General features: G+C 49.3%; 19 protein-coding genes. 13 read left to right on the forward strand and 6 right to left on the reverse strand.

Translation table 11 applies throughout. From position 1 onward, the window contains the following. Positions 1-212 precede the first annotated feature (212 nt). The 11 genes from ACDE64_RS05135 to bioB all read left to right on the forward strand — a co-directional run bounded on the left by ACDE64_RS05135 (position 213) and on the right by bioB (position 13,335). Positions 213-1,235, forward strand: coding sequence for a substrate-binding domain-containing protein (locus ACDE64_RS05135; RefSeq protein ID WP_411345425.1), 1,023 nt, complete (start codon positions 213-215; stop codon positions 1,233-1,235). Next, on the forward strand, positions 1,225-3,159 hold the full coding sequence (locus ACDE64_RS05140) for a sensor histidine kinase (RefSeq protein ID WP_411349212.1): 1,935 nt from the start codon (positions 1,225-1,227) through the stop codon (positions 3,157-3,159). The genes ACDE64_RS05135 and ACDE64_RS05140 overlap by 11 nt, the downstream gene beginning before the upstream one ends. Beyond that, positions 3,152-4,378 (forward strand): response regulator, encoded by a 1,227-nt coding sequence (locus ACDE64_RS05145; protein WP_411349213.1) that lies wholly within the window; start codon positions 3,152-3,154, stop codon positions 4,376-4,378. The genes ACDE64_RS05140 and ACDE64_RS05145 overlap by 8 nt, the downstream gene beginning before the upstream one ends. 654 nt (positions 4,379-5,032) lie before the next feature. Continuing rightward, positions 5,033-7,963 carry a Na+/H+ antiporter subunit A gene (locus tag ACDE64_RS05150; protein ID WP_411349214.1) on the forward strand — a complete coding sequence of 977 codons (2,931 nt, stop codon included), beginning with the start codon at positions 5,033-5,035 and terminating at the stop codon, positions 7,961-7,963. Between the two features lies 1 nt (position 7,964). Further along, positions 7,965-8,303 (forward strand): Na(+)/H(+) antiporter subunit C, encoded by a 339-nt coding sequence (locus tag ACDE64_RS05155; RefSeq protein ID WP_367054206.1) that lies wholly within the window; start codon positions 7,965-7,967, stop codon positions 8,301-8,303. After that, the gene (locus tag ACDE64_RS05160) at positions 8,293-9,879 is read left to right on the forward strand and encodes a Na+/H+ antiporter subunit D (protein WP_411345429.1); all 1,587 of its coding nucleotides are present in this window, start codon (positions 8,293-8,295) and stop codon (positions 9,877-9,879) included. The genes ACDE64_RS05155 and ACDE64_RS05160 overlap by 11 nt, the downstream gene beginning before the upstream one ends. Positions 9,880-9,882: 3 nt before the next feature. Next, positions 9,883-10,359 (forward strand): Na+/H+ antiporter subunit E, encoded by a 477-nt coding sequence (locus tag ACDE64_RS05165; protein ID WP_411349215.1) that lies wholly within the window; start codon positions 9,883-9,885, stop codon positions 10,357-10,359. 5 nt (positions 10,360-10,364) lie between these two features. Beyond that, a complete protein-coding gene (locus ACDE64_RS05170; RefSeq protein ID WP_411350233.1) occupies positions 10,365-10,679 on the forward strand; it encodes a Na(+)/H(+) antiporter subunit F1 in 315 nt (104 codons plus the stop codon). After that, entirely contained in the window at positions 10,633-11,046 is a 414-nt protein-coding gene (mnhG, locus tag ACDE64_RS05175) for a monovalent cation/H(+) antiporter subunit G (protein ID WP_411345431.1), read from the forward strand. Before ACDE64_RS05170 ends, mnhG begins: the two co-directional genes overlap by 47 nt. Positions 11,047-11,352: 306 nt before the next feature. Beyond that, a complete protein-coding gene (locus ACDE64_RS05180; RefSeq protein ID WP_411350234.1) occupies positions 11,353-11,814 on the forward strand; it encodes a DUF1440 domain-containing protein in 462 nt (153 codons plus the stop codon). A gap of 504 nt (positions 11,815-12,318) precedes the next feature. Next, positions 12,319-13,335, forward strand: coding sequence for a biotin synthase BioB (gene bioB, locus ACDE64_RS05185; protein ID WP_411349216.1), 1,017 nt, complete (start codon positions 12,319-12,321; stop codon positions 13,333-13,335). A gap of 89 nt (positions 13,336-13,424) precedes the next feature. Here bioB and ACDE64_RS05190 read toward each other — a convergent pair whose 3' ends face one another. From ACDE64_RS05190 to ACDE64_RS05200, 3 genes are all read right to left on the reverse strand, one after another. Continuing rightward, positions 13,425-14,075 (reverse strand): TetR/AcrR family transcriptional regulator, encoded by a 651-nt coding sequence (locus ACDE64_RS05190; protein WP_411349217.1) that lies wholly within the window; start codon positions 14,073-14,075, stop codon positions 13,425-13,427. Next, entirely contained in the window at positions 14,076-15,290 is a 1,215-nt protein-coding gene (locus tag ACDE64_RS05195; RefSeq protein WP_411349218.1) for an MFS transporter, read from the reverse strand. Between the two features lie 472 nt (positions 15,291-15,762). Further along, positions 15,763-16,122 carry a carboxymuconolactone decarboxylase family protein gene (locus ACDE64_RS05200; protein WP_411346705.1) on the reverse strand — a complete coding sequence of 120 codons (360 nt, stop codon included), beginning with the start codon at positions 16,120-16,122 and terminating at the stop codon, positions 15,763-15,765. 458 nt (positions 16,123-16,580) lie between these two features. Here ACDE64_RS05200 and ACDE64_RS05205 point away from each other — a divergent pair, with 458 nt between their 5' ends. Both ACDE64_RS05205 and cysK read left to right on the forward strand, forming a co-directional pair. Continuing rightward, positions 16,581-16,964 (forward strand): MerR family transcriptional regulator, encoded by a 384-nt coding sequence (locus ACDE64_RS05205; RefSeq protein ID WP_411349219.1) that lies wholly within the window; start codon positions 16,581-16,583, stop codon positions 16,962-16,964. Between the two features lie 70 nt (positions 16,965-17,034). Further along, the gene (cysK, locus tag ACDE64_RS05210) at positions 17,035-17,955 is read left to right on the forward strand and encodes a cysteine synthase A (protein WP_411349220.1); all 921 of its coding nucleotides are present in this window, start codon (positions 17,035-17,037) and stop codon (positions 17,953-17,955) included. Between the two features lie 76 nt (positions 17,956-18,031). Here cysK and ACDE64_RS05215 read toward each other — a convergent pair whose 3' ends face one another. The 3 genes from ACDE64_RS05215 to ACDE64_RS05225 form a co-directional block, all read right to left on the reverse strand. After that, on the reverse strand, positions 18,032-18,712 hold the full coding sequence (locus tag ACDE64_RS05215; protein ID WP_411349221.1) for a hypothetical protein: 681 nt from the start codon (positions 18,710-18,712) through the stop codon (positions 18,032-18,034). A 474-nt stretch (positions 18,713-19,186) separates the two neighbouring features. Further along, positions 19,187-19,699, reverse strand: coding sequence for a DinB family protein (locus ACDE64_RS05220; protein ID WP_411349222.1), 513 nt, complete (start codon positions 19,697-19,699; stop codon positions 19,187-19,189). Between the two features lie 135 nt (positions 19,700-19,834). Continuing rightward, entirely contained in the window at positions 19,835-20,857 is a 1,023-nt protein-coding gene (locus ACDE64_RS05225) for a helix-turn-helix transcriptional regulator (protein WP_411349223.1), read from the reverse strand. Positions 20,858-20,877: the final 20 nt, after the last annotated feature.

Below are 20,877 nucleotides of genomic sequence, written 5' to 3' on the forward strand. Positions count from 1 at the left end.
TCCGAAGCGGAGCCTACTAACAGCGTCTCTTCCCACTCCCCCACTATTTATTGAAATTAAAGCGTTTTCTAAATCCCCAATATACGCTATATTAGATGTTGTTCCATCTACACTCATCTTATACAAGCAAGCCAACCATCAATCAACGTCAGTTTATCTATCCATCCACGATGTATGATCACAATTATCATGATCCGAAGGGAAGAACAGTGATGCGCAAAATGTTATGGGTATATGCCTTGCTAGTCATTGCCCTGATCATTTATATCGTACAATATCAGGCACAGGATTCGTCTTCTACCTGGAATGAGCAGGGCATGAAGGGGGATATTAACGAAAAGTACGTCATGATCACCTTCCAGTCCGGTATCGAATACTGGAAAAGTGGACTCAAAGGGTTTGAAGATGCTGCCGAGGCGCTGGATGTATCGGTAGAGTATCAAGGCTCCATGCGTTACGATGCACGCGAGCAGGCAATGATCGTCGAGCAAGCAATTGCCAAAAAGCCTGCTGGCATTGCCATTTCTGCCATCGATTCGCCGTTACTTGTGCAAGCTGTGAATAAGGCAGTCGATCAGGGCATTCCAGTCGTAATGTTTGATGCCGAGGCACCGGGCAGCAAATCGTATTCGTTTCTCGCTACTGACAATCGCAATGCAGGTATTCTTGCCGCCGACCAGATGGCAGATCGGACTGGTGGCAGTGGACAGATTGCGATTATTACACTCGGCAATCAGCAGAATCACAAAGACCGAACAGCTGGTTTTGAACAACAGATCAAGCAGCGTCATCCGAATATGAAGATTGTCGCTGTGGAAAATGACGAGGGCGACGCCATTCTGGCACAGCAGCAGATGACTCGTTTATTCAACCAATATCCGCAACTGAACGGCGTATTTATAACCGAAGCAACAGGTGCTAGCGGTGTCGGCGCAGCGGTAGAGCAATGGGTGCAAGCTCCCGGTCATACGTCCAAGGACAAGCCGGTCATTATTAGCTTTGATACGAATAAGGAAACGCTGGATATGGTGCGCTCCGGTACGATTGATGCGACCATCGCGCAAGGAACATGGAATATGGGCTACTGGTCGCTGCAATATTTGTTTCATTTGCATCATGGGCTGACGGTTCCTGCACCATCGCTCAGCGGCATCGTGTCGCCGGTTCCGGTGCGTGTCGATACCGGTGTATCGGTCGTCACGAAGGATAATGTCGGGGATTATTATGCCAAATAAATCTATAGGCGAAAATCGCTTCTTGCGCTGGTGGCGACAGGACTGGCGCAAGTACCATCCTGAGAATCTGCCGCTCCACACTCAGCTCATTACCTTGTTCCTGCTGATTGGCATATTGCCTGCAATTTTGCTAGGTGTGATGGTGAACTATACATCCGACCGGATTATAGAGCGGCAGGTGACCGATAATACGCTGCAACTGATCGACAAAGTCAATCAGACGCTGGACACCTATATGGAGCATATGCAGAGCATCACGTATCTGATCAGCTTTGACTCCGGTGTTGTGAATTTTATGAATGCGGCATTAAGCAATACGGCAACTCCTGATCTCAATGACGATGAACATGCGGATTCTTCGTTATCTGGTACATCCGTATATCAGCTGCGCCAGTTTTTGCAGGGCTTTACTACGGTATATCCAGAAATTGCCGGTATTCTGATCGTCAATCGCAATGGTGAGTATGTTAGCAACGAACTGTACGCCCGTAATCCGCAGCAACGTTTGACACGGGAAACATGGTATCGTGAAGCAGTCGCCAACAAAGGGCTATTCACCATCGTCGGTCATCCGTCCGGTCGCAATGTGACGAGTCATACGAATTATCTGGATAGCGAAGTCATCTCGGTCGCCCGTGCGCTGTACGATCCGCATACTGGCAATATGCGCGGAGTGGTGCTGATCGACCTCAAATTGCGAGTAATCGCTCAAGCCGCCAAAGATGTACGATTAGGCAAAACAGGCTACCTAATGGTCACCGATGCTAAGGGGCAGCCGATCTATTCGCCGAAAGGACCATTTGAGCAATCTGTTCCCGCCCGTCTGGCGTCCTCATTAACATCTGCTCAGCAGGATGTGTTTACGAGTGAAATGCAAGGACAGCAGCTCCAATTCGTATATACTACCTCTGACTATACCGGCTGGAAAACGGTCGGTGTATTCCGGCTCAGCGAGTCGGTGGCGGAGTCGCGGATGATTCGCTTTTACGTGGTCATCTTTTTGTTTATCGTTTGCTTTGCCGGGTTGACGGCTTCGTACGGATTGGCGCGTTCGATCTCGCAGCCAATTCATCGCTTATCTGCTCTGATGCAAAAGGCGGAAGCCGGGGATATGACTGCTCGCTACATGAGCAGTCGCCGTGATGAAGTCGGTATGCTAGGGCGCAGCTTTAACCGGATGATTATCGAGATTCGCAATCTGCTACGGCTCAATCGTCGGCAGGAGCGGCAAAAGCGTGAAGCTGAGCTGCGCAGTCTACAGGCGCATATTCGACCGCATTTTCTGTACAATACGCTGGATACGATTCAATGGATGGCGCGGAAAAAGGGTGCCGAAGACATCTCGCAGCTAGTCGATTCGTTATCCAAGCTGTTTCGCATCGGTCTGAGCGGGGGCAGTGATATTATTACACTGCATGAAGAGGAGCAGCATATTCGCAGTTATTTACAAATTCAGCAGACCCGGTATCGCGACCGATTGCATTATACGCTGGACATTCCTGCACATTTGCAGGGAGTGTATGTGATCAAGCTGCTACTACAACCGCTGGTCGAAAATGCGATCTATCATGGAATCCGCGCCCGTCGTGGACCGGGCATGATTACGGTGCGAGCAGAGCAGCAGGAGGAGATGCTGATCTATACCGTAACCGATGATGGAGCCGGGATTACTGAAGAACGGCTTGCCGAATTGCAGCAACAACTGGAGCATCCGCTCGATACGCTAGGTAGTCGTGGACCGGAGCCGAGTGGCAGTTATGGACTACTAAATATTCAGGCGCGCATTCATCTGGCATATGGAACACGGTATGGATTGACGTTGCAGCGCGGCGAACAGGGCGGAGCAATCGTTACGGTGACTCAGCCGCTGCTGCGCCAATTTCCACCGCATACGATTCGTCAGGAGGAGGATGACAATGAGTGAACGATTGCAGGTCATGATTGCTGATGATGAATACATTATCCGCGAGGGTATTCGCGAGTCGGTAGACTGGAAGGCGCTCGGCATGGTCGTCATCGCCGAGGCGGAAGACGGAGAAGAAGCGCTGGAACTGGCTTTGGAGAACGACATTCATATTTTGCTTGTCGATATGAATATGCCTTTTATGGACGGGATTACGGTCATTCGTCGAATCCGTGAGCACCAGCCAGACTGTCGGTTTGTGATCATTACGGGGCATGACGAATTCAGCTATGCGCAGGAAGCGATTCGGCTTGGAGTCAAAGATTATATTCTCAAGCCCGTCGATCCGGTGCATCTGCGCAGTGTGCTGAAGCAGATTGCGACCGAGCTGAATGGGGATTGGCAGCAAGAGCAATATTTGAAGCAGGCGACCGACCAGATTCGGCGCAATATTCCGCTGCTACGCGAGCAATTTTGTCTGGATTGGCTGCATGGACGACTGCTGGATGCGGAAGTGCAGCATCAGCTGCAATTTCTGGATTTGCCAACACAATTGCCTGCCGCCTTGTTGCTGATACGCTGGTCTGGTCACGCGGAAGGGCGACCGCCACTTCAGGAGTATGACCGTCAGCTACTGCTATTTGCAATTGGAAATATCGCCGCTGAATTATTAAACGATATTCCGCTTGTAGCCTGCCGTGATGCTTCCGGTATCATCGTGCTCTGTCTGTGGCAATTGCCGCAGCGCAATATTGGTGAACGTATTATAACAGCAGTTCGCGATTATATCGGGCTGCATATCCAGCTGCATATCCAGCCAGTCGGTCATGTGGATGAATCGGATTTGCCGCTGAATGCACTATCACCTGCCTACCGCTTTGCGAGACAGATGATGGACGGACAGCTTCAGCTATCGCCATTAGTGCGGCGAGCGCGTAGCTATATTGCCGAGCATTACGCTGATCCGCAGCTTACGCTGGATGTGCTGGCAGAACAGCTGCAAGTATCGTCAGCATATCTGAGTCGGACGATGAAGCGCGAACTGGGATATTCATTTATCCATCTGCTGGTGCAGGTGCGGATGCAGCGTGCGGCGCATCTACTGGCGGAGAGTGAGTGGACAATTTTGGAAGTGGCGGAGCAGGTAGGGTATGAATCTCAGCACTATTTCAGCACTGCTTTTAAAAAAGTGACGGGTGTATCGCCCAACCGCTATCGCCGCGAGAAGGTTCCGCATTAATGTAGGCGAAGCTCGCGATGATAACAAGGAGACCAGCCAGTCGTCAACAGCCAGATGAACCAGTTCATGAACAATTAGATGAATCAGTCGTGAATAATCAGATCATCAGACCTCAACAATCAGATCAACGTATGGTCTTTGGCGGTCTTTCTAGCATAGAATTAATGGACATCATAGTGTGAAGTAGCTTGCCGTCAAGGAACAGCTATAGTATAGTGGAGCAGTATCTTTGCATGATATGTACTGCTACCAAGATACAAGCAGACACAAATATGTAAAAAAGAAATACCACTCTCCCAGCAAGCATCATACGCATTCCCATTTCCATGCTTACAATAACCTGTATCTTCCAACCATGATCATGCAGACAGTATGTATATACAACAATGGGAATATACGATATAACTTCATAGACGTAACAACCGGAGGAGCCTGTCAACGCAGGCTTCTTTTTGTCTTTTTTGGGGAGTTTCAGATTGGAGATCAATAGCTGACTGGCTAATTCGATGTAGGGGGGTTATGGGTACTATATAGTAGCAGGGCTTGTTTTTGCACTGTTTTGCTTGAAATGACGTGGTATAGGATCGGCTTTGCTGCCGATTTGATATAAATCTATCCATACACAAAATAGAAAATTCGGGGGTGTGTCCAAGGGTGTATGTGTTGCATGCTGCCATTCTGGCTCCATTTGTACTGGCTGTGCTGGTGCCGCTGATTCGCAAATATGTAAAATCCGTACATACCGGCTGGTTTGTGCTCATGTTGCCGGTGCTGCTCTTTACGCTGTTTCTTACTTACTTGCCGGTGATCCGCTCAGGGGATACCGGTGTGATGACCTTGCCGTGGATGCCGTCGCTGGGCATTGATTTTGCGGTCTATGTAGATGGGCTAAGTTTGTTGTTTGCCTTGCTGATTACCGGAATCGGTGCGCTCGTTGTGCTGTACTCCATTTATTATCTCGATCCAGAGCAGGAAGCGATTCACCGCTTCTATTTGTATCTGCTTATGTTTATGGGTGCGATGCTAGGCATTGTGTTGTCGGATAATATGATTGTGTTGTATACATTTTGGGAGTTGACCAGTATCTCGTCGTTCCTGCTCATTGCGTTCTGGTATGAACGGGATCGCTCGCGGTATGGGGCGCTGAAGTCGATTCTCATCACCGTGTTTGGCGGATTTGCTATGTTGGCAGGCTTCGTGCTGCTACATGGCATGACTGGCACATGGAGCATTCGCGAGACGATTGCTGCCTTGTCGCAGATTCAGGATCATCCGCAGTTCATGTTGGCGATGATTCTGGTGCTGCTCGGCGCATTTACCAAATCGGCGCAATTTCCTTTTCACATCTGGTTACCTGATGCGATGGAAGCGCCGACGCCAGTCAGTGCGTATCTGCACTCAGCGACGATGGTCAAGGCGGGTATCTATCTGGTCGCACGTTTCAGCCCGATATTCGCAGGGGAAGCAGAGTGGTTCTGGATCGTGTCGCTGGGCGGGATCATTACGATGTGTTATGGCTCGATGATGGCAGTACGCCAGAACGATCTCAAAGCACTGCTTGCCTATTCGACCATCTCACAGCTTGGCTTGATTATGTCGCTGTTCGGTGCAGGATCAGTGGCTGTGCATCTCGGATACGGCGAAGAATCGCTGTTGTATGCGGGCGCAACGACAGCTGCCATTTTCCATCTGATTAACCATGCTACCTTCAAGGGCGCTTTGTTTATGGTTGCCGGGATTGTCGATCATGAAACAGGCACCCGTGATATACGCAAGCTCGGCGGGCTGATGAATCTGTTGCCGATTACGTTTACGATCTCCTGTATCGGCGCATTCTCGATGGCGGGCTTGCCGCCGTTTAATGGATTTTTGAGTAAAGAAATGTTTCTTGAAGCGATGGTGGAGCTGACGCATGCCGATCTGTTCAGCTTGAGCACATGGGGCATATTGTTCCCGATTCTGGCATTTGTCGGCAGTGTGTTTACGTTTGTATATTGTATGGTTCTGGTCTTCAAGACGTTCCGTGGACCGTATGATCCAGAGCAATACGATACGAATCCGCATGAACCGTCGTGGGGGATGCTGTTGCCACCAGCCATTCTAGCGCTGCTCGTATTAGTATTCGGGTTCGTGCCGAATCTGTTGTCGTACAGTCTAATTGAGCCAGCGATGCGTTCGGTGCTGCCGGGTCTCGTGCCAGAAAGTGGACATTATGAGGTGCATATCTCATTCTGGCACGGATTCACACCAGCATTGTGGATGACGGTGGGCATTATTCTACTCGGTACGCTTCTGTATGTGCTGTTGCCGCGCTGGGAGCATGTATACCGATGGTATCCTGCCAAATTCACACTGACCCGATTGTATGACGGCTTGCTGCATTATGGAGAGCGTCTGTCACGCGGTATCACGCTGCGTTATATGAACGGTTCAGTGCATCATTATCTGGTATATATATTCGGTTTTATTATCGTGCTGGTTGCGGTGGGGTTGTTCCGCGCGGACGGCATCTCGTTATCACTGGATAACGCTGCACCGACTAGCATCTATGAGATCATATTAATCATTCTGCTAGTTGGCTCAGCAGTTGCCGTGCCATTTGCTCGTCAGCGGTTAACGGCGGTAATTATGACCGGAGCGGTCGGTTATCTGGTGACGCTGTTCTTCGTTTTCTTCCGCGCACCGGATCTGGCGCTGACACAGATGATTGTAGAGACGGTGTCGGTCGTGCTGTTCTTGCTCTGCTTTTACCATATGCCAGAGCTGCGGCGTGAAGTAACGACAAAGGTATCGCGCTGGCTGAATACGATTATCGCGATTGGGGTCGGGGTGATTATGACGCTGGTGTCGCTAGCGGCAAGTGGAAGCAGTAGCTTTGACAGTATTGCCAGTTATTTTGTGGAAAATAGTCATGATCTAGGCGGCGGCGACAATGTGGTCAACGTCATTCTGGTTGACTTCCGTGGCTTTGATACATTTCTGGAAATTACTGTGCTGAGTATTGCTGCACTGGGAATCTTCTCTATGATCCAGCTGCAAATGAAAGTCCGCGATACCGGCGCACGCATCTTATATGTAAAGCCGAAGATCGAGCTGGCACCTAGTGTGCCGATTGGTCGGACGCGCAAGGAAACACGCACCATCTCGGAAAATATGAATCTGTTCAAAAGTAATGACGTGATTCTCGCGACGGGTACGAAGGTGATCGTATTCATCATTCTGACGTTCGCGCTGTATCTGTTCTTCGCCGGGCATAACAATCCGGGTGGCGGCTTTATCGGCGGTCTAATGGCAGCGGCGGCGCTCATTCTGCTGGCGCTGGCATTCAATGTAGAGCTGGCGCGCCGAGTGGTGCCGATTGATTATCGCGATCTGATCGCAACGGGACTCGGTATTGCCTATCTGACCGGAATAGGTTCCTTCTTATTCGGTATGCCGTTCCTCAGTCATACATTTGCGTATGTAGAGCTGCCATTCCTCGGCAAGACCGAGCTGGCAACGGCGATGATCTTCGATCTGGGCGTGTTCCTAACCGTCATCGGCGTGACGATGATTATTATTTTACAAATAGGGGAGGACCGCTGATATGGAAATATGGATGTCGCTTGCTGTTGGCATACTGTTCGCTGTTGCCGTCTATCTCATTCTGTCTCGCAGTCTGCTGCGCATCATTCTGGGTGCTTCGATTTTGACGCACGGGGTGCATCTGCTGCTGCTAACCATGTCGCGGCTAAAAACAGGTGCCCCGCCACTACTCGGTGAGGAATCCGGTTCGTATGTTGATCCGCTGCCACAGGCGCTGATTCTAACCTCGATTGTGATTAACTTTGGCGTGACCGCCTTCTTCTTCGTACTGGCGTACCGCTCGTACATCCGTCTGAAAACGGACGATATGGAGGAGGTGAAGCGCAAAGGTGGCCAATAATCTGCTTGTATTTCCACTATTGATTCCGCTCGTAACGGCGGTATTGCAAATATTCGGACGCAACAATATCCACTTTCAAAAGATTGCCGGTATCTTCGCGGTACTGCTCAATATCGGGATTGCCTGCTGGATCATCGCTGATGTGCAGCAAAATGGCATTCAGGTACTGCCAATGGGGAATTGGGCAGCGCCATATGGCATCGTGCTCGTTGCCGATATGTTTGCAGCGCTGCTCGTGCTGACTACGTCGATTCTGGGCGCGGTGTGTCTCTTTTATGCATTTGCCAGTATCGGGGAAGAACGGGAAAAGCATCACTTTTATCCGTTTTTTCAATTTTTGCTGGCAGGGGTGTATGGGTCGTTTCTGACTGGGGATTTGTTTAATTTATTTGTTTGTTTTGAGGTGATGCTGATCTCGTCGTATGCGCTGATCGTACTAGGTGGAACCAAGCGGCAATTGCGCGAGACGCTAAAATACATTTTGATCAATATTGTCTCGTCGTCGCTGTTCGTTGCATCGCTTGCGTATCTGTACGCGGCGACCGGCACGCTCAATATGGCGCATCTGTCACAGCGCATTGCCGAAGTCGGACAGACAGGCATCATTAGTGTCATCGCGTTATTGCTGTTGACAGTATTCAGTCTGAAAGCAGGGCTGTTCCTATTCTACTGGTTGCCCGGTCCGTATTCGTCACCGCCGACGGTAGTCTCCGCGATCTTCGCTGGATTGCTGACCAAGGTAGGATTGTATGCGATCATGCGCACATTTACGCTGATCTTTTATCATGATACAGGGTTTGTATATGATCTGATCGGCTGGCTGGGTATTGCCTCGATGGTGTTAGGCGTCATCGGAGCGGTTGCTTATCGCGAAATTAATCGCATTCTGGCGTATAACGTGATCGCTGGTGTCGGTCTGATCGCCTTTGGTCTGGCAACGGCTACTATGGCAGGGATGCAAGGCGCGATCTTCTATATGCTGAACGATATGATTATCAAGGCGCTACTATTCATGCTCGCCGGGGTGATGATCGGTGCAGCGGGAACGGCGCGTTTGCAGCAGATGAGCGGTCTGATCCGGCGTATTCCGTTGACAGGCTGGATGTTCTTCGTTACTGCGCTCGCATTGGCTGGCGTACCGCCACTCAGCGGATTCGCGGGCAAACTGTTAATTGTGCAGGGAGCGATGGAGCGAGGCTGGTATAGTATGACGCTGATTAGTCTGGCTGCCAGTCTGGTGATGCTCTACTCCGTCATGCGTATCTTCATGCTAGGCTTCTGGGGGAAAGAACGACCGCTGGCGGATGAGCAGGATCATGTACCGGAAGATGTATATCGTGACTGGATTGCCGAAGCGGGGAATCCGAATCTGCTGCCTGATGCACAGGAGAATGTGCTAGAGCATCGCTGGGGCATGTTCAAGCCAGTCGTACTCATGCGCTCGGCATCTGTATTGTTTGTACTCGTCATCGTGATCGGATTGGGTGCAGGCTATATACAGACCTACATCGCTGAAGCGGCGGGTGTGCTGATGGAACCGACACTGTATATTCAGGCTGTACTGGGAGGCGGATGAGAGATGGGATTCCAAATTGTACTGAATCTGCTAATTGCCTTCGTCTGGATGTCGCTGCATACTTCATGGGATACGCCCAGTTTCGTCATCGGTTATCTGATCGGCTTGCTGCTGATCTTTGTATTGCATCGCTTTTTCCCACAGCCGTTTTATGGACGTAAATTGTGGGCAGTGGTGAAGCTGATTGTGTTGTTCTTTTCCGAGCTGGTCAAATCAAGCTTTGTCGTATTGAAGCATATTGTCAGCCCGAAGCTGGATATCAATCCCGGCATTCTGACGTATGAAACGGACCTGACATCCGACTGGGAACTGACGCTATTATCGACGCTTGTCTCGCTCACACCGGGTACGGTACTGATCGAAGTGTCCAAGGAGCAGCATCTGGCATATATTCATGCGATTGATATTCGGGATGAACAGAAGTTGTCGAACGATATTCGCAATACATTTGAAAAAGCGATCAAGGAGGTGACCCGGTAATGCCAATGTTGCAAACTGCACTGCTAATTACGCTGATTCTGCTATCGCTGGCGATTGCCGGGTGCATGTATCGGGTGCTCAAAGGACCGTCGATGACCGACCGCATTACCGCACTGGATACGATTGGGGTGAACCTGATCGCCATGATCGCGGTACTGTCGATGATGCTGGATACACAGGCGTATCTCGAAGTTATGCTGTTGGTCGGCATTCTAGCGTTTATCGGAACGGTTGCTTTTGCCAAATACATTGAACGTGGGGTGGTGATTGAACATGAATACGAAGATACAGACGAGCAGCCTAATACAGACGATCGGTGAGCCGGTCATCGCGATTCTGATTGTTCTTGGTGCGGTGCTGAGTGTGCTGAGTGCATTTGGCATTATTCGGTTTCCAGACGTATATTTACGTGCACATGCCGCGACCAAGAGTGCAACGCTGGGGGTGCTGTTCGTGCTGACGGGAGCATTTCTATTCTTCTGGGTGTATGACGGCTATCCGAGTATGCGGATTCTGCTGGCGATCGTATTCGTGTTTATCACTGCGCCGATTGCTGGTCATCTGAACGCCCGTGCTGCTTATCGCACCGGTGTGCCGCTATGGAAGCTGGCAAAGGACGAACTGAAACCAGCACTCAAGGAAAAAGGCATCGACCGCGAGCGAGCGGAGCGTGAACCATTAAATTAGATGGGCAAGATGGATCCATAGATGCGTCAAACCTGCTTAACCAAGCGCCATATTGAAGATATAGGAAGTGCACGATTGTGATCTAGCACTTGTCTCATGCAACCTTCTACCCTACTAAATCTTCTCGAAAGAAAGAAGGATATGACATTTCTATCATGCAAGTGGGTATATAATGTTGTATCATGTCTGTTACGAGAAATCGAATAGGAGTTGATGTTGATGAGTAGCATTCGAGCAAGCCGATCAAGTCGCATTACCTTATCCGCCATCCTTTGGAAAAGCATCTGGTACGGATTCATCGCCGGTATGATCTCTGGTATGGTGAAGATTGGTTGGGAGAAAATCCTACCGCCACGCACGATGGCACGGGATGCCACCAACCCGCCGCAGCAACTGTTGCAGCAGCTTGGATTGTCACAGGATACGACGCATGCGTTTGTGTATTATTCGACCGATCAGAAGGTATTTTATGTGGCGCTTATTATTCACTTCGCCTTTGCGATTGTGTTCGCGGCGCTGTATATTTTGCTGGCGCAATACTGGCACAAGATTACATTGTGGCAAGGTGCAGTATACGGGATTGTGATCTGGATTCTGTTCCATCTGTTGTTAATGCCTGTGATGGGTACCGTACCAGCAGCATGGAACCAGCCGTTTGACGAGCATTTCTCGGAATTTTTCGGTCATATTATCTGGGCATGGAGTATTCATGCGACTGCCTTCTTCCTGATCGCTCAGGATCGTAAGCAGACATTGCGACAGTTGTAATAGGGTTGCCGCTGCGTCAATAGTGGAAGATCTTCGTTGTTTGGATGATGGCGAAGACGAGTGAAGGATTACGCTCAATAAGCAATTACGCTTGATGGGTGATTAAACGTAATGTGCAATGAGACGTAATGAGTGATATTTACGAATAACATGTGTCTGGTAAAAAGCTCCTTTGTGCAAATGGACTATGCTTCTGATCGTTGGAAACGTAGAGCCGTTGCAGCAAGGAGCTTTTTTGAGTTGATAATAGTAACGAAGTGGGATGAGAGACATGCAGACGTGAAAATCAATGAAGTAGAATTAATAGAAAATAAAAGAAACTAACAGCAACTATGAGGTAATAATCAACAACAGACAAGACGATGCTTGCATCGAATGCGGATAGAGGCTATTTTGTCATGGGAAGAAATCTATGCTAGAATCATGTTGGATGAATTGTTAACCTTAATTTTATTTATAGGTTAACAATCGAAAATTGCCTATCCCAAAGGAGATATCCGATCCATGATTTCATCTACTGTTTCCCCTACATACTGGAACGATCTTGCACAGCAAGTGCTAGACGGCAAGCTGTTATCGCATGAGCAGGCGCTATTGATTTTGCAATCTCAGGATGATGAATTGCTGCCAATCATGCAGGCTGCGTATGTGATCCGTCGCCACTTTTACGGCAAAAAGGTCAAGCTTAATATGATCATCAATGCCAAAAGTGGACTCTGCCCAGAGGATTGCGGCTACTGTTCGCAATCGATCATCTCCACTGCACCCGTGCAAAAATACAGCTTGCTGGATCGCGATACGCTGCTGGCAGGTGCGCGTGAAGCGCTAAACCGTCAGGCAGGGACGTATTGCATCGTTGCTTCTGGCAGACGACCGAGCGGACGCGAATTGGAGCAGGTGGTGGAAGCGGTCAGAGAAATCCGCGCTACGATGCCGCTCAAAATCTGCGCCTGTCTCGGCTTGCTCAATGAACAGCAAGCACAGCAGCTCGCCGAAGCGGGCGTGCATCGATATAACCACAATCTGAACACCAGTCGCGACCATTATCCGTCAATCACCACTACACACAGCTACGATCAGCGCTGTGAAACGGTAGAGCAAGTGAAGCGTAGCGGCATGTCGCCCTGCTCAGGCTTTATCGCCGGCATGGGGGAGAGCGATGATCAGCTTGTTGAGCTGGCGATGGCATTGCGTGAGCTAGGTGCCGATTCGATCCCGGTTAATTTTCTGAATCCGATTGCCGGAACACCGCTCGCAAACCGTCCGCATACACCAGCGATGCGAGGATTGCGCATTCTGGCGATGCTGCGCTTCATCTGTCCGTCTACAGAAATTCGTGTTGCTGGAGGACGTGAATTGAATCTGCGCACCTTGCAGCCGATGGCGCTGTATGCCGCCAATTCGATCTTTGTCGGCGACTATCTTACAACGCCTGGACAGGAAGCAACGCTGGATTATCAGATGATCGAAGATCTGGGCTTTGAGATTGAGCACAATGCGCTTGGGGATCATGTAGGGTAGAGACAGTAGCAAGCGTAAATGAGGAACCTAGAATAAGCATGAGGAATCTAGGATAAGCACGGACGTAGTTTATCATGTTATAACAATCATTACTGCGGTGCAGCCACATAATCCAGCAGCATGTCGATCACTGGCTGTACGACCACATCGCCTTCATGTCGGTCTTGCAGCTCTGGCGTAGACGTCATACTGACGCGTTGCAGCACACCCATCACCGTCTGAAAAATAAGCACCCCGGCATGGGATACATCCAGCTGCGGCTTCAGCGAACCGTCACGTACACCCTGTTCCAGCGCATCCTGCAAAAAGTCACGTCCGGTTCCGTGCTGCACAAATTGAGCATAGCGCTGCCGCAGCTCGTCATCCACCCGCATCTGCTCATAATACAGATCAAACAGCGCGACAAAGCGCAGCTCTTTTCCATGAGTGAAGGCATAGTCGACCCATGCCTGCAAAATGCCCGCTAGCCGCTGCCGCCCATTTGTCTGCGGTAGATCGCTGGCGGTTAATCGTTCGGTCATATCACGCAGAATGTGTATTTGCACATCCAATACCAGCTCATTCATATCGCGAAAATGCTTATAAAACGTCACCCGACTGATACCAGCCTGATCGCACACATCCTTGACCGTAATATCTGGAAAATTCCGCTGTAAAAACAATGTTGCACCTGCCTGTACCAATTCCTCCCGATGATGATTGCGCAATTGCTGATGCCATGTTTGCTGTTGCTTCATCATTTATTCCTCCATATGAGCGCTCTTTGTAAGCGCCGTTTGATTGCGCGTAAGCATCAATGCTGCCAGTAACACAACTGCCCCGATCATATAGGGTAGTCCAATGCGGTAATCAAATAACGTACCCGCAACAATCGGTCCAGCAATATTGCCGATACTACCATACGTTGTATTGAGTCCAGCGACGAATCCCTGTTCGTCATCCCGTGCATGATTCGCCAGCAACGTATTCACCGTGGGACGCAAAAAGGCGTTGAATGCAAAAAATAACGCCGATACCGCCAGCAAGTACCATAGATTCACCGGAATGAGCATCAACACTAGCGCTACCGCCGTCATGATCAGCGAGAGACGAATGAGTCGGTATTCTCCAATACGGCGAATGACTGTATCCAGCGCCCAGATTTGCACGACGATCCCGATGACCGCACCTAGCGTAATGATGATCGCAATCTGTGCTGAGGTGAAGTTATATTGCTGCTCCACATAGAGTGAATATACCGTTTCATAATTGACTAGCCCGAACGTCATCACTAGAATGAGCAGCAAATAACGAAAATAAGGAGTCCTGAACGAAGATACCAGCTGCGATATCATCGACGGCGCAGCCTGTTGACCACGAACCTGCTGTGTTCGACGCTCAGGTGGCAAGGTTTCCTTGAGCAGCAAGGTCATTACCGTTGCTACTAGCCCTAGCGCTGCCGCGACCAGATACGGCACGCGAATGCCGTATTGCGCAATAATCCCGCCAATCCCCGGACCAAGCACCATGCCCAGATTCATCGCCGCACTGAGATACCCCATGCCTTTTGCCCGCGTCGTACTCGTTGTTACATCTGCAACATACGCAAGCACCGACGGCACCATAATACCAAGCCCGATTCCGCCGATAAAGCGCGCCATATATAGCGCAGGCAGACTGTACGATACCGCAAACATATAATCCGAGATCACCGTCAGAAACAGCCCGGCAAGAATCATTTTTTTGCGTCCATAACGATCCGACATCCGTCCACCGATCGGGGAAAAGATAAACTGCGCTGCACCGAATGCCGCCACCATATAACCTGCCGCTGTACCTGCCGCATCAAACTGCTTCAAATATTCCGGCAAAATCGGGATCACCATCCCCTGACCGAGCAGTGCGATAAACAGATTGAGCATCAAAATGCCAAGCGGAAAGCCACTTCCGGCTTGAAGGGAAGGTGATTTTGTCATCGTATGTAAGCTCCTTTTAATGAATTACACAAAGTAATTGTTAACAGCATGTAAACGATTATAAATGATGATTTTTGGAATTGTAAAGGATATTCGGCGACTGAGCACCACAAATGCCGCACAAACGCAAAACTGCCATACTCAACAATGCACATTGAGTATGGCAGTTTAGATATTGCGTATCGGATCGGAATCAGTACAATTGGAACGTCTGCGTCTGCGTCTGCGTCTGCGTCTGCGTCTGCGTCTGCGTCTGCGTCTGCGTCTGCGTCTGCGTCTGCGTCTGCGTCTGCGTCTGCGTCTGCGTCTGCGTCTGCGTCTGCGTCTGCGTCTGCGTCTGCGTCTGCGTCTGCGTCTGCGTCTGCGTCTGCGTCTGCGTCTGCGTCTGCGTCTGCGTCTGCGTCTGCGTCTGCGTCTGCGTCTGCGTCTGCGTCCTGCTTCGTGCGCCGGATCGTACTGTTTTTACAATGAATTACGCTTGTTGTACCGGCAGCAATCCTCGTTCCTTGAATACTTGTTTTGCAACCGCGATTGCATTCAGTACTTTCGGAAAACCGGTATACGGCGAGCAGTGCATCAGCGCTTCTACGATCTCGGCTGGTGTTAATCCTACATTGAGCGAAGCGTTAATATGCACATGAAGCTGTGCTTCACAGCCACCTTGCGTAGTGAGCGAGGATATGGTCACCAGTTGTCGCTGCCTTGCATCCAGCGTATCGCGCGAATATATATCGCCAAACGCATATTCGATCACATATCGTCCCAGATCTGGCGCAATCTCTTGCAAAGACGCAATCACTCGTTCACCTGCCTGACCGTCAATCTCGCGCAATTTGTTCCAGCCGCGCTCATATCGATTGTTCTCACGGAATGTAGCCGTACCATCGTCAGTTGAAGTTGAAGTTGAAGTTGAAGTCGGAGCGGGTTGAGACATGCTTTTGTTGTCGGAAGTATGGGTTGCGGAAACAGGTTTTGTCATTATCATCATCCTCCTGAAAATGAAATAGTATAACGCTGATAACGAATACGCTCTTCATCATTCATATGTATACTGAAGTGCATCCGCTCTCTGCACAATTAGCGTATCGCTTAGAGCGCGCTCAAAGGCAAGCATGAATGTTTTAAGCCGTATGTTCGACTGTATTAGGGACGTTGCACCATGTTTTTTTATACGATTTGCAGTGCAGCATGGAATCATCTGCATTTATGTACACTCATCCATACATAATTCTTACTATTCCACTTGGAAATAGATCATCCACCCAGCGTCAGTATGATATAGTAGACCATATGGAACCTTCACTGAACATACAAGAAATGGCGGACATCACCGGACTCAGCGCACATACGCTACGTTATTACGAAAGAATCGGGCTGCTGCGTCATGTCGCACGCAATACACAGGGATATCGTATCTATTCTACGCAGGATGTAGCGTGGGTCGAATTTCTCCTGCGTTTGCGTGATACCGGCATGAATATCGCTGGAATGCAGCGCTTTGCAGAGCTGCGCAGTCAGGGCGATGTGACGGCAAGTGAGCGGCGGCAGATGCTGGAGCAGCATGAGACGCAATTGCAGCAGCAACTTGTGTCATTGCAGGATCATTTACACAATATCAGCGACAAAATTCAATACTATCGTCAACTGGAACAGCAGACCACACAGCAATCGTAATGTGAATGCCATCGCTGATATGCGAACCGCAAATAAACAGAATCAAAACAGAATCAAAGGAGCCTTAGTCATGACCAGCAAAGTGGTACAACATATTAGCGAACTTGTCGGCGATACGCCGGTATTAAAATTAAACCGTATCACCTCGCCGGAATGGGCGGATGTGTACGTGAAGTTAGAGTATTTTAACCCCAGCGGCAGTGTAAAGGATCGCGCTGCACTAAACCTAATCATCGAAGCGGAAAAGGCAGGAGAGTTGAAGCCCGGTAGCATCATCATCGAACCGACCAGTGGCAATACCGGCATCGGGCTGGCGATGAACGCGGCTGCCCGTGGATACGGCGCGATCTTGATCATGCCGGATAATATGTCGCAGGAGCGCATCAGCATTTTGAAGGCGTACGGCGCGCAGGTTGTGCTGACACCTGCCGCTGAGAAAATGCCCGGTGCGATCCGCAAAGCAGAGCAGCTGCTCACCGAGATTCCGGGCAGCTATATGCCGCGCCAGTTTGACAATCCTGCTAATGCGGATGCCCATCGTCATACGACAGCGCTGGAGATACTGGAGCAGATGGAGGGGCAACTGGATACGTTTGTCGCTTCCGCAGGTACAGGCGGTACGATTACTGGAACCGGAGAAACGCTGCGCGATCATCTTCCATATGTGCGCATCATGGTCGTCGAACCGAAAGGCTCGCCCGTTCTGTCAGGCGGTCAACCCGGTCCGCACAAGCTCGTCGGCACCAGTCCAGGCTTTGTCCCGTCGATTCTGAATACGTCGATCTATGATGAGATTGTACAGGTGGCGGATGAGGATGCACTGTCCATGATGAAGGAACTGGCGAGAACAGAAGGGCTACTACTCGGTCCGTCCTCAGCAGCGACGGTGTGGACAGCAGTGCAGGAAGCGAAGCGGCTAGGTGCAGGCAAGAAAGTATTATGTATTGCCCCGGATAATGGGGAGCGGTATATGAGTATGGAGCTGTGGTAAGTATGTTATGAACAGTCATAATGAAACCCTCTGCCCGTTGCTGGGATAGAGGGTTTCGTCGTTTGGGAGTTGTTGATTATTGAAATAAAAGGATCAACGTACTAATATCTTTGTGCGGATTCCAGTCTAGAAACGTCATATGCAATGATTTGCCAAGGATGATGTCATAGTTGATGCTATTTTCAATAAGTTCCAATTCCAACTCTCTTTTGGCGATCCGCAATTGTTTGGAGAATCCTTTGTTCACTAGCTTTTGTTCCAGTTGCATTACGAAGCCTGCTCGGATCACGACGAGGGTCTGTTCATTGACCCAGAAGGACTCGATGAACGAAGGCGGGTTCTCGATTTCGTGCGAGATTTCTGAGATCGCATCGTGGATTTGTTGTTTTCCTGCATAGTCTTTTTGAGGGACAGTCGAGATCCAGTCGCTAAATACAAACGTCATGCAGCCTACATTGATGTCGGATTTCCAATCTATAAATACATAGAAAATGCTTTTACCTGTTGATTTGATAATGGCTTTTTGGAGTAGGGGAGAGATATATTCATGTAGTAGAGTATGTACATAGAGGTATTGTGTGTCAGAACTAGTAGGTAATCTGCTGTCCGTCCAATCAACAAGTTGCTCCAACCAAAAGGAATAGCCAAACTGGTGATCCATAAATTCGATATGTTGAGGATGATTACCAAAATGCGTTTGGCATAGAAGAGTGCATTTCTCAATTAATGTTTTGGTCTGATCCATTTGATTCAACACGAAGCCGCCTCCTATCTCGTATTTGCTATGTATTACTTAAACGGCTTAACAAAATGAAAACGATGACTTGCTGAAATTGGTCTGAATTTGTACTATGTACCCATTGTTTTGTGAAATAAGTCGCGCACCATTAAGTTGCTGAATTGCTTGGCGCATGCGACATTCAACATAGAGGCAACTGTAGTTTTAGCGACAAATTGCACAGAATATAAGTCGAAAGTGCTCACATTTTGTCCCGGTTATGTAATATGAACCTATGTTGAAATATGTAAACCAACCCCCTCTACAGCGTAGATCGTAGAGGGGGTTGGTTTGTAAACAGCCTATGCTGCTCACAGTGAAAATGCTTTGTTTCAGCTAATCTAACAGTCGCCCGTGATCATGCCACTGTCCATACATCTTATTGTTGCGTGTATGTAGGAGCAAGGTGTCCAAACGATTGGCAAATAGCTCCGGCTGCCTGGAAAAGAGAACTCAGACCGTTTCCGATTGTTGATACCAAAATAGAATGTAATCGTTCATCACAGAAGAATGCCCAAGCTGGCGCAACATTGTAGCGATATTCCCACGATGATCCGTGCCATGATTGACCAGATGCAGCACAATCTCTTCCAGCGACGTTTGCCGAACACCTACGTAGGGATTGTTAAGCTGAATCGTACGTTTCAGATCGGTTTGCTTGATCCATGTATCGTATTGCTGTGCTTGTTGGCTGAGTCGTTCGTCGAATTCTTCTAAGCTCCAGTCATTTCCCTGCTCCATCAACGGACGACTTTGTTCCAGCGCTTCCGGCATATCGGTTCCTTGCACGACGAGATACCACATCTGATCGACCGCATATAGATGCGTCAGCGTGGCGGCAAGAGTAGGGTACGAGCTGGCAGTTTCCTGATGTAACAAAGCGGAAGGCAATTCCCACAAACGATTCAGAATTGTCTGATTCGCCCAGTGATGGTAACTCAGCATGTTTTCGGCAATATTGTTCATGGTTCAGATCTCCTTTGATAGGTGGAATGTTGATGTCTGATACCAGTATAAAAAAAGAAGTATGACAACAGACTGTCATACTTCTGTGGAGAGATTAGAATTGGTGATGTTGTACGCTGCGAACAGGAGAGTGGATCATACGGAGAAGTCATTCTTACGTTCATCCTGTTCGTAATAGGACAACATTTGCCGCAGCTGCTGACGCAAATGGACGCGTAGCTCCGGTGGATACAGCACCTCCGCCGCACTGCCAAAGCTCAACAATGTGCCGCATAGCCACTTGCATTGCAGTGGATGGCAGATGGTCAGACGAACAGTCATACTGCCATCGTCGTGAAACTGCCGTTTTGTATACTGGAATTGATCCAGCCCATTCGCAAGCGCTTGTTGGCGAATGTGGATCACTACATCCACCATTTCGTTTGCTAGGGAATGAGGATCGGTCGTTTGAGCATCTGCTGTCGTCTGCGATTCGGGTACCGATTGATCTGGAATATTCGTCTTCGACTGCTTTTGTATATGTGAAGTACGATCACGCACAACCTGTGGTCGAACCGCAAAATGCTCATCCCGCAGCACCACATCCAGCATCCGCGATAACCGAAATTCACGATAATCCTGACGAGAACGACAATACCCGTACACATACCACGCACCATATTTAAAATAAATCCGTACTGCTTCCACATCCCGCGCCGTTCGTTCATTGCTCGCGCTAATATAGTCAAAATGAATCACCTGATGCTCCGCTATCGCTTCACGCAGCAAACGCAGTACGTCTGTATCCGTATGATACGATTGGAAATTAATATCCAGCCGCGGCATCTGCTGAACCGGTTCAATACTTTGCAGCCGTTCAATCGTACCCTGTACCCGCGCATCGTCAAACATCGTCGACAGACTGTGCAGTACCGTCACTAGCGAAGCAACATCATGCGAACCGAGCAGACTTTTATCCAGCCTATAGCCGTCGATCATGCCATATCCACCGTTACTACCCTGATGCGAAATGACCGGAAACCCAGCCGCCCCGATCACATCCATATCGCGATAAATTGTTCGCGGCGATACCCCGAACTCCTCCGCCAGCACGGTAGCGGATAGTACTTCATGATTGAGCAGCTTATAAATGATGGAGATTAGACGCTCCAGCTTCATGGTGAGTTCCTCCCATCGTC

The organism is Paenibacillus sp. WLX2291 (genome assembly GCF_046603665.1).
In the GTDB taxonomy this organism is placed as follows: Bacteria; Bacillota; Bacilli; order Paenibacillales; family Paenibacillaceae; genus Saccharibacillus.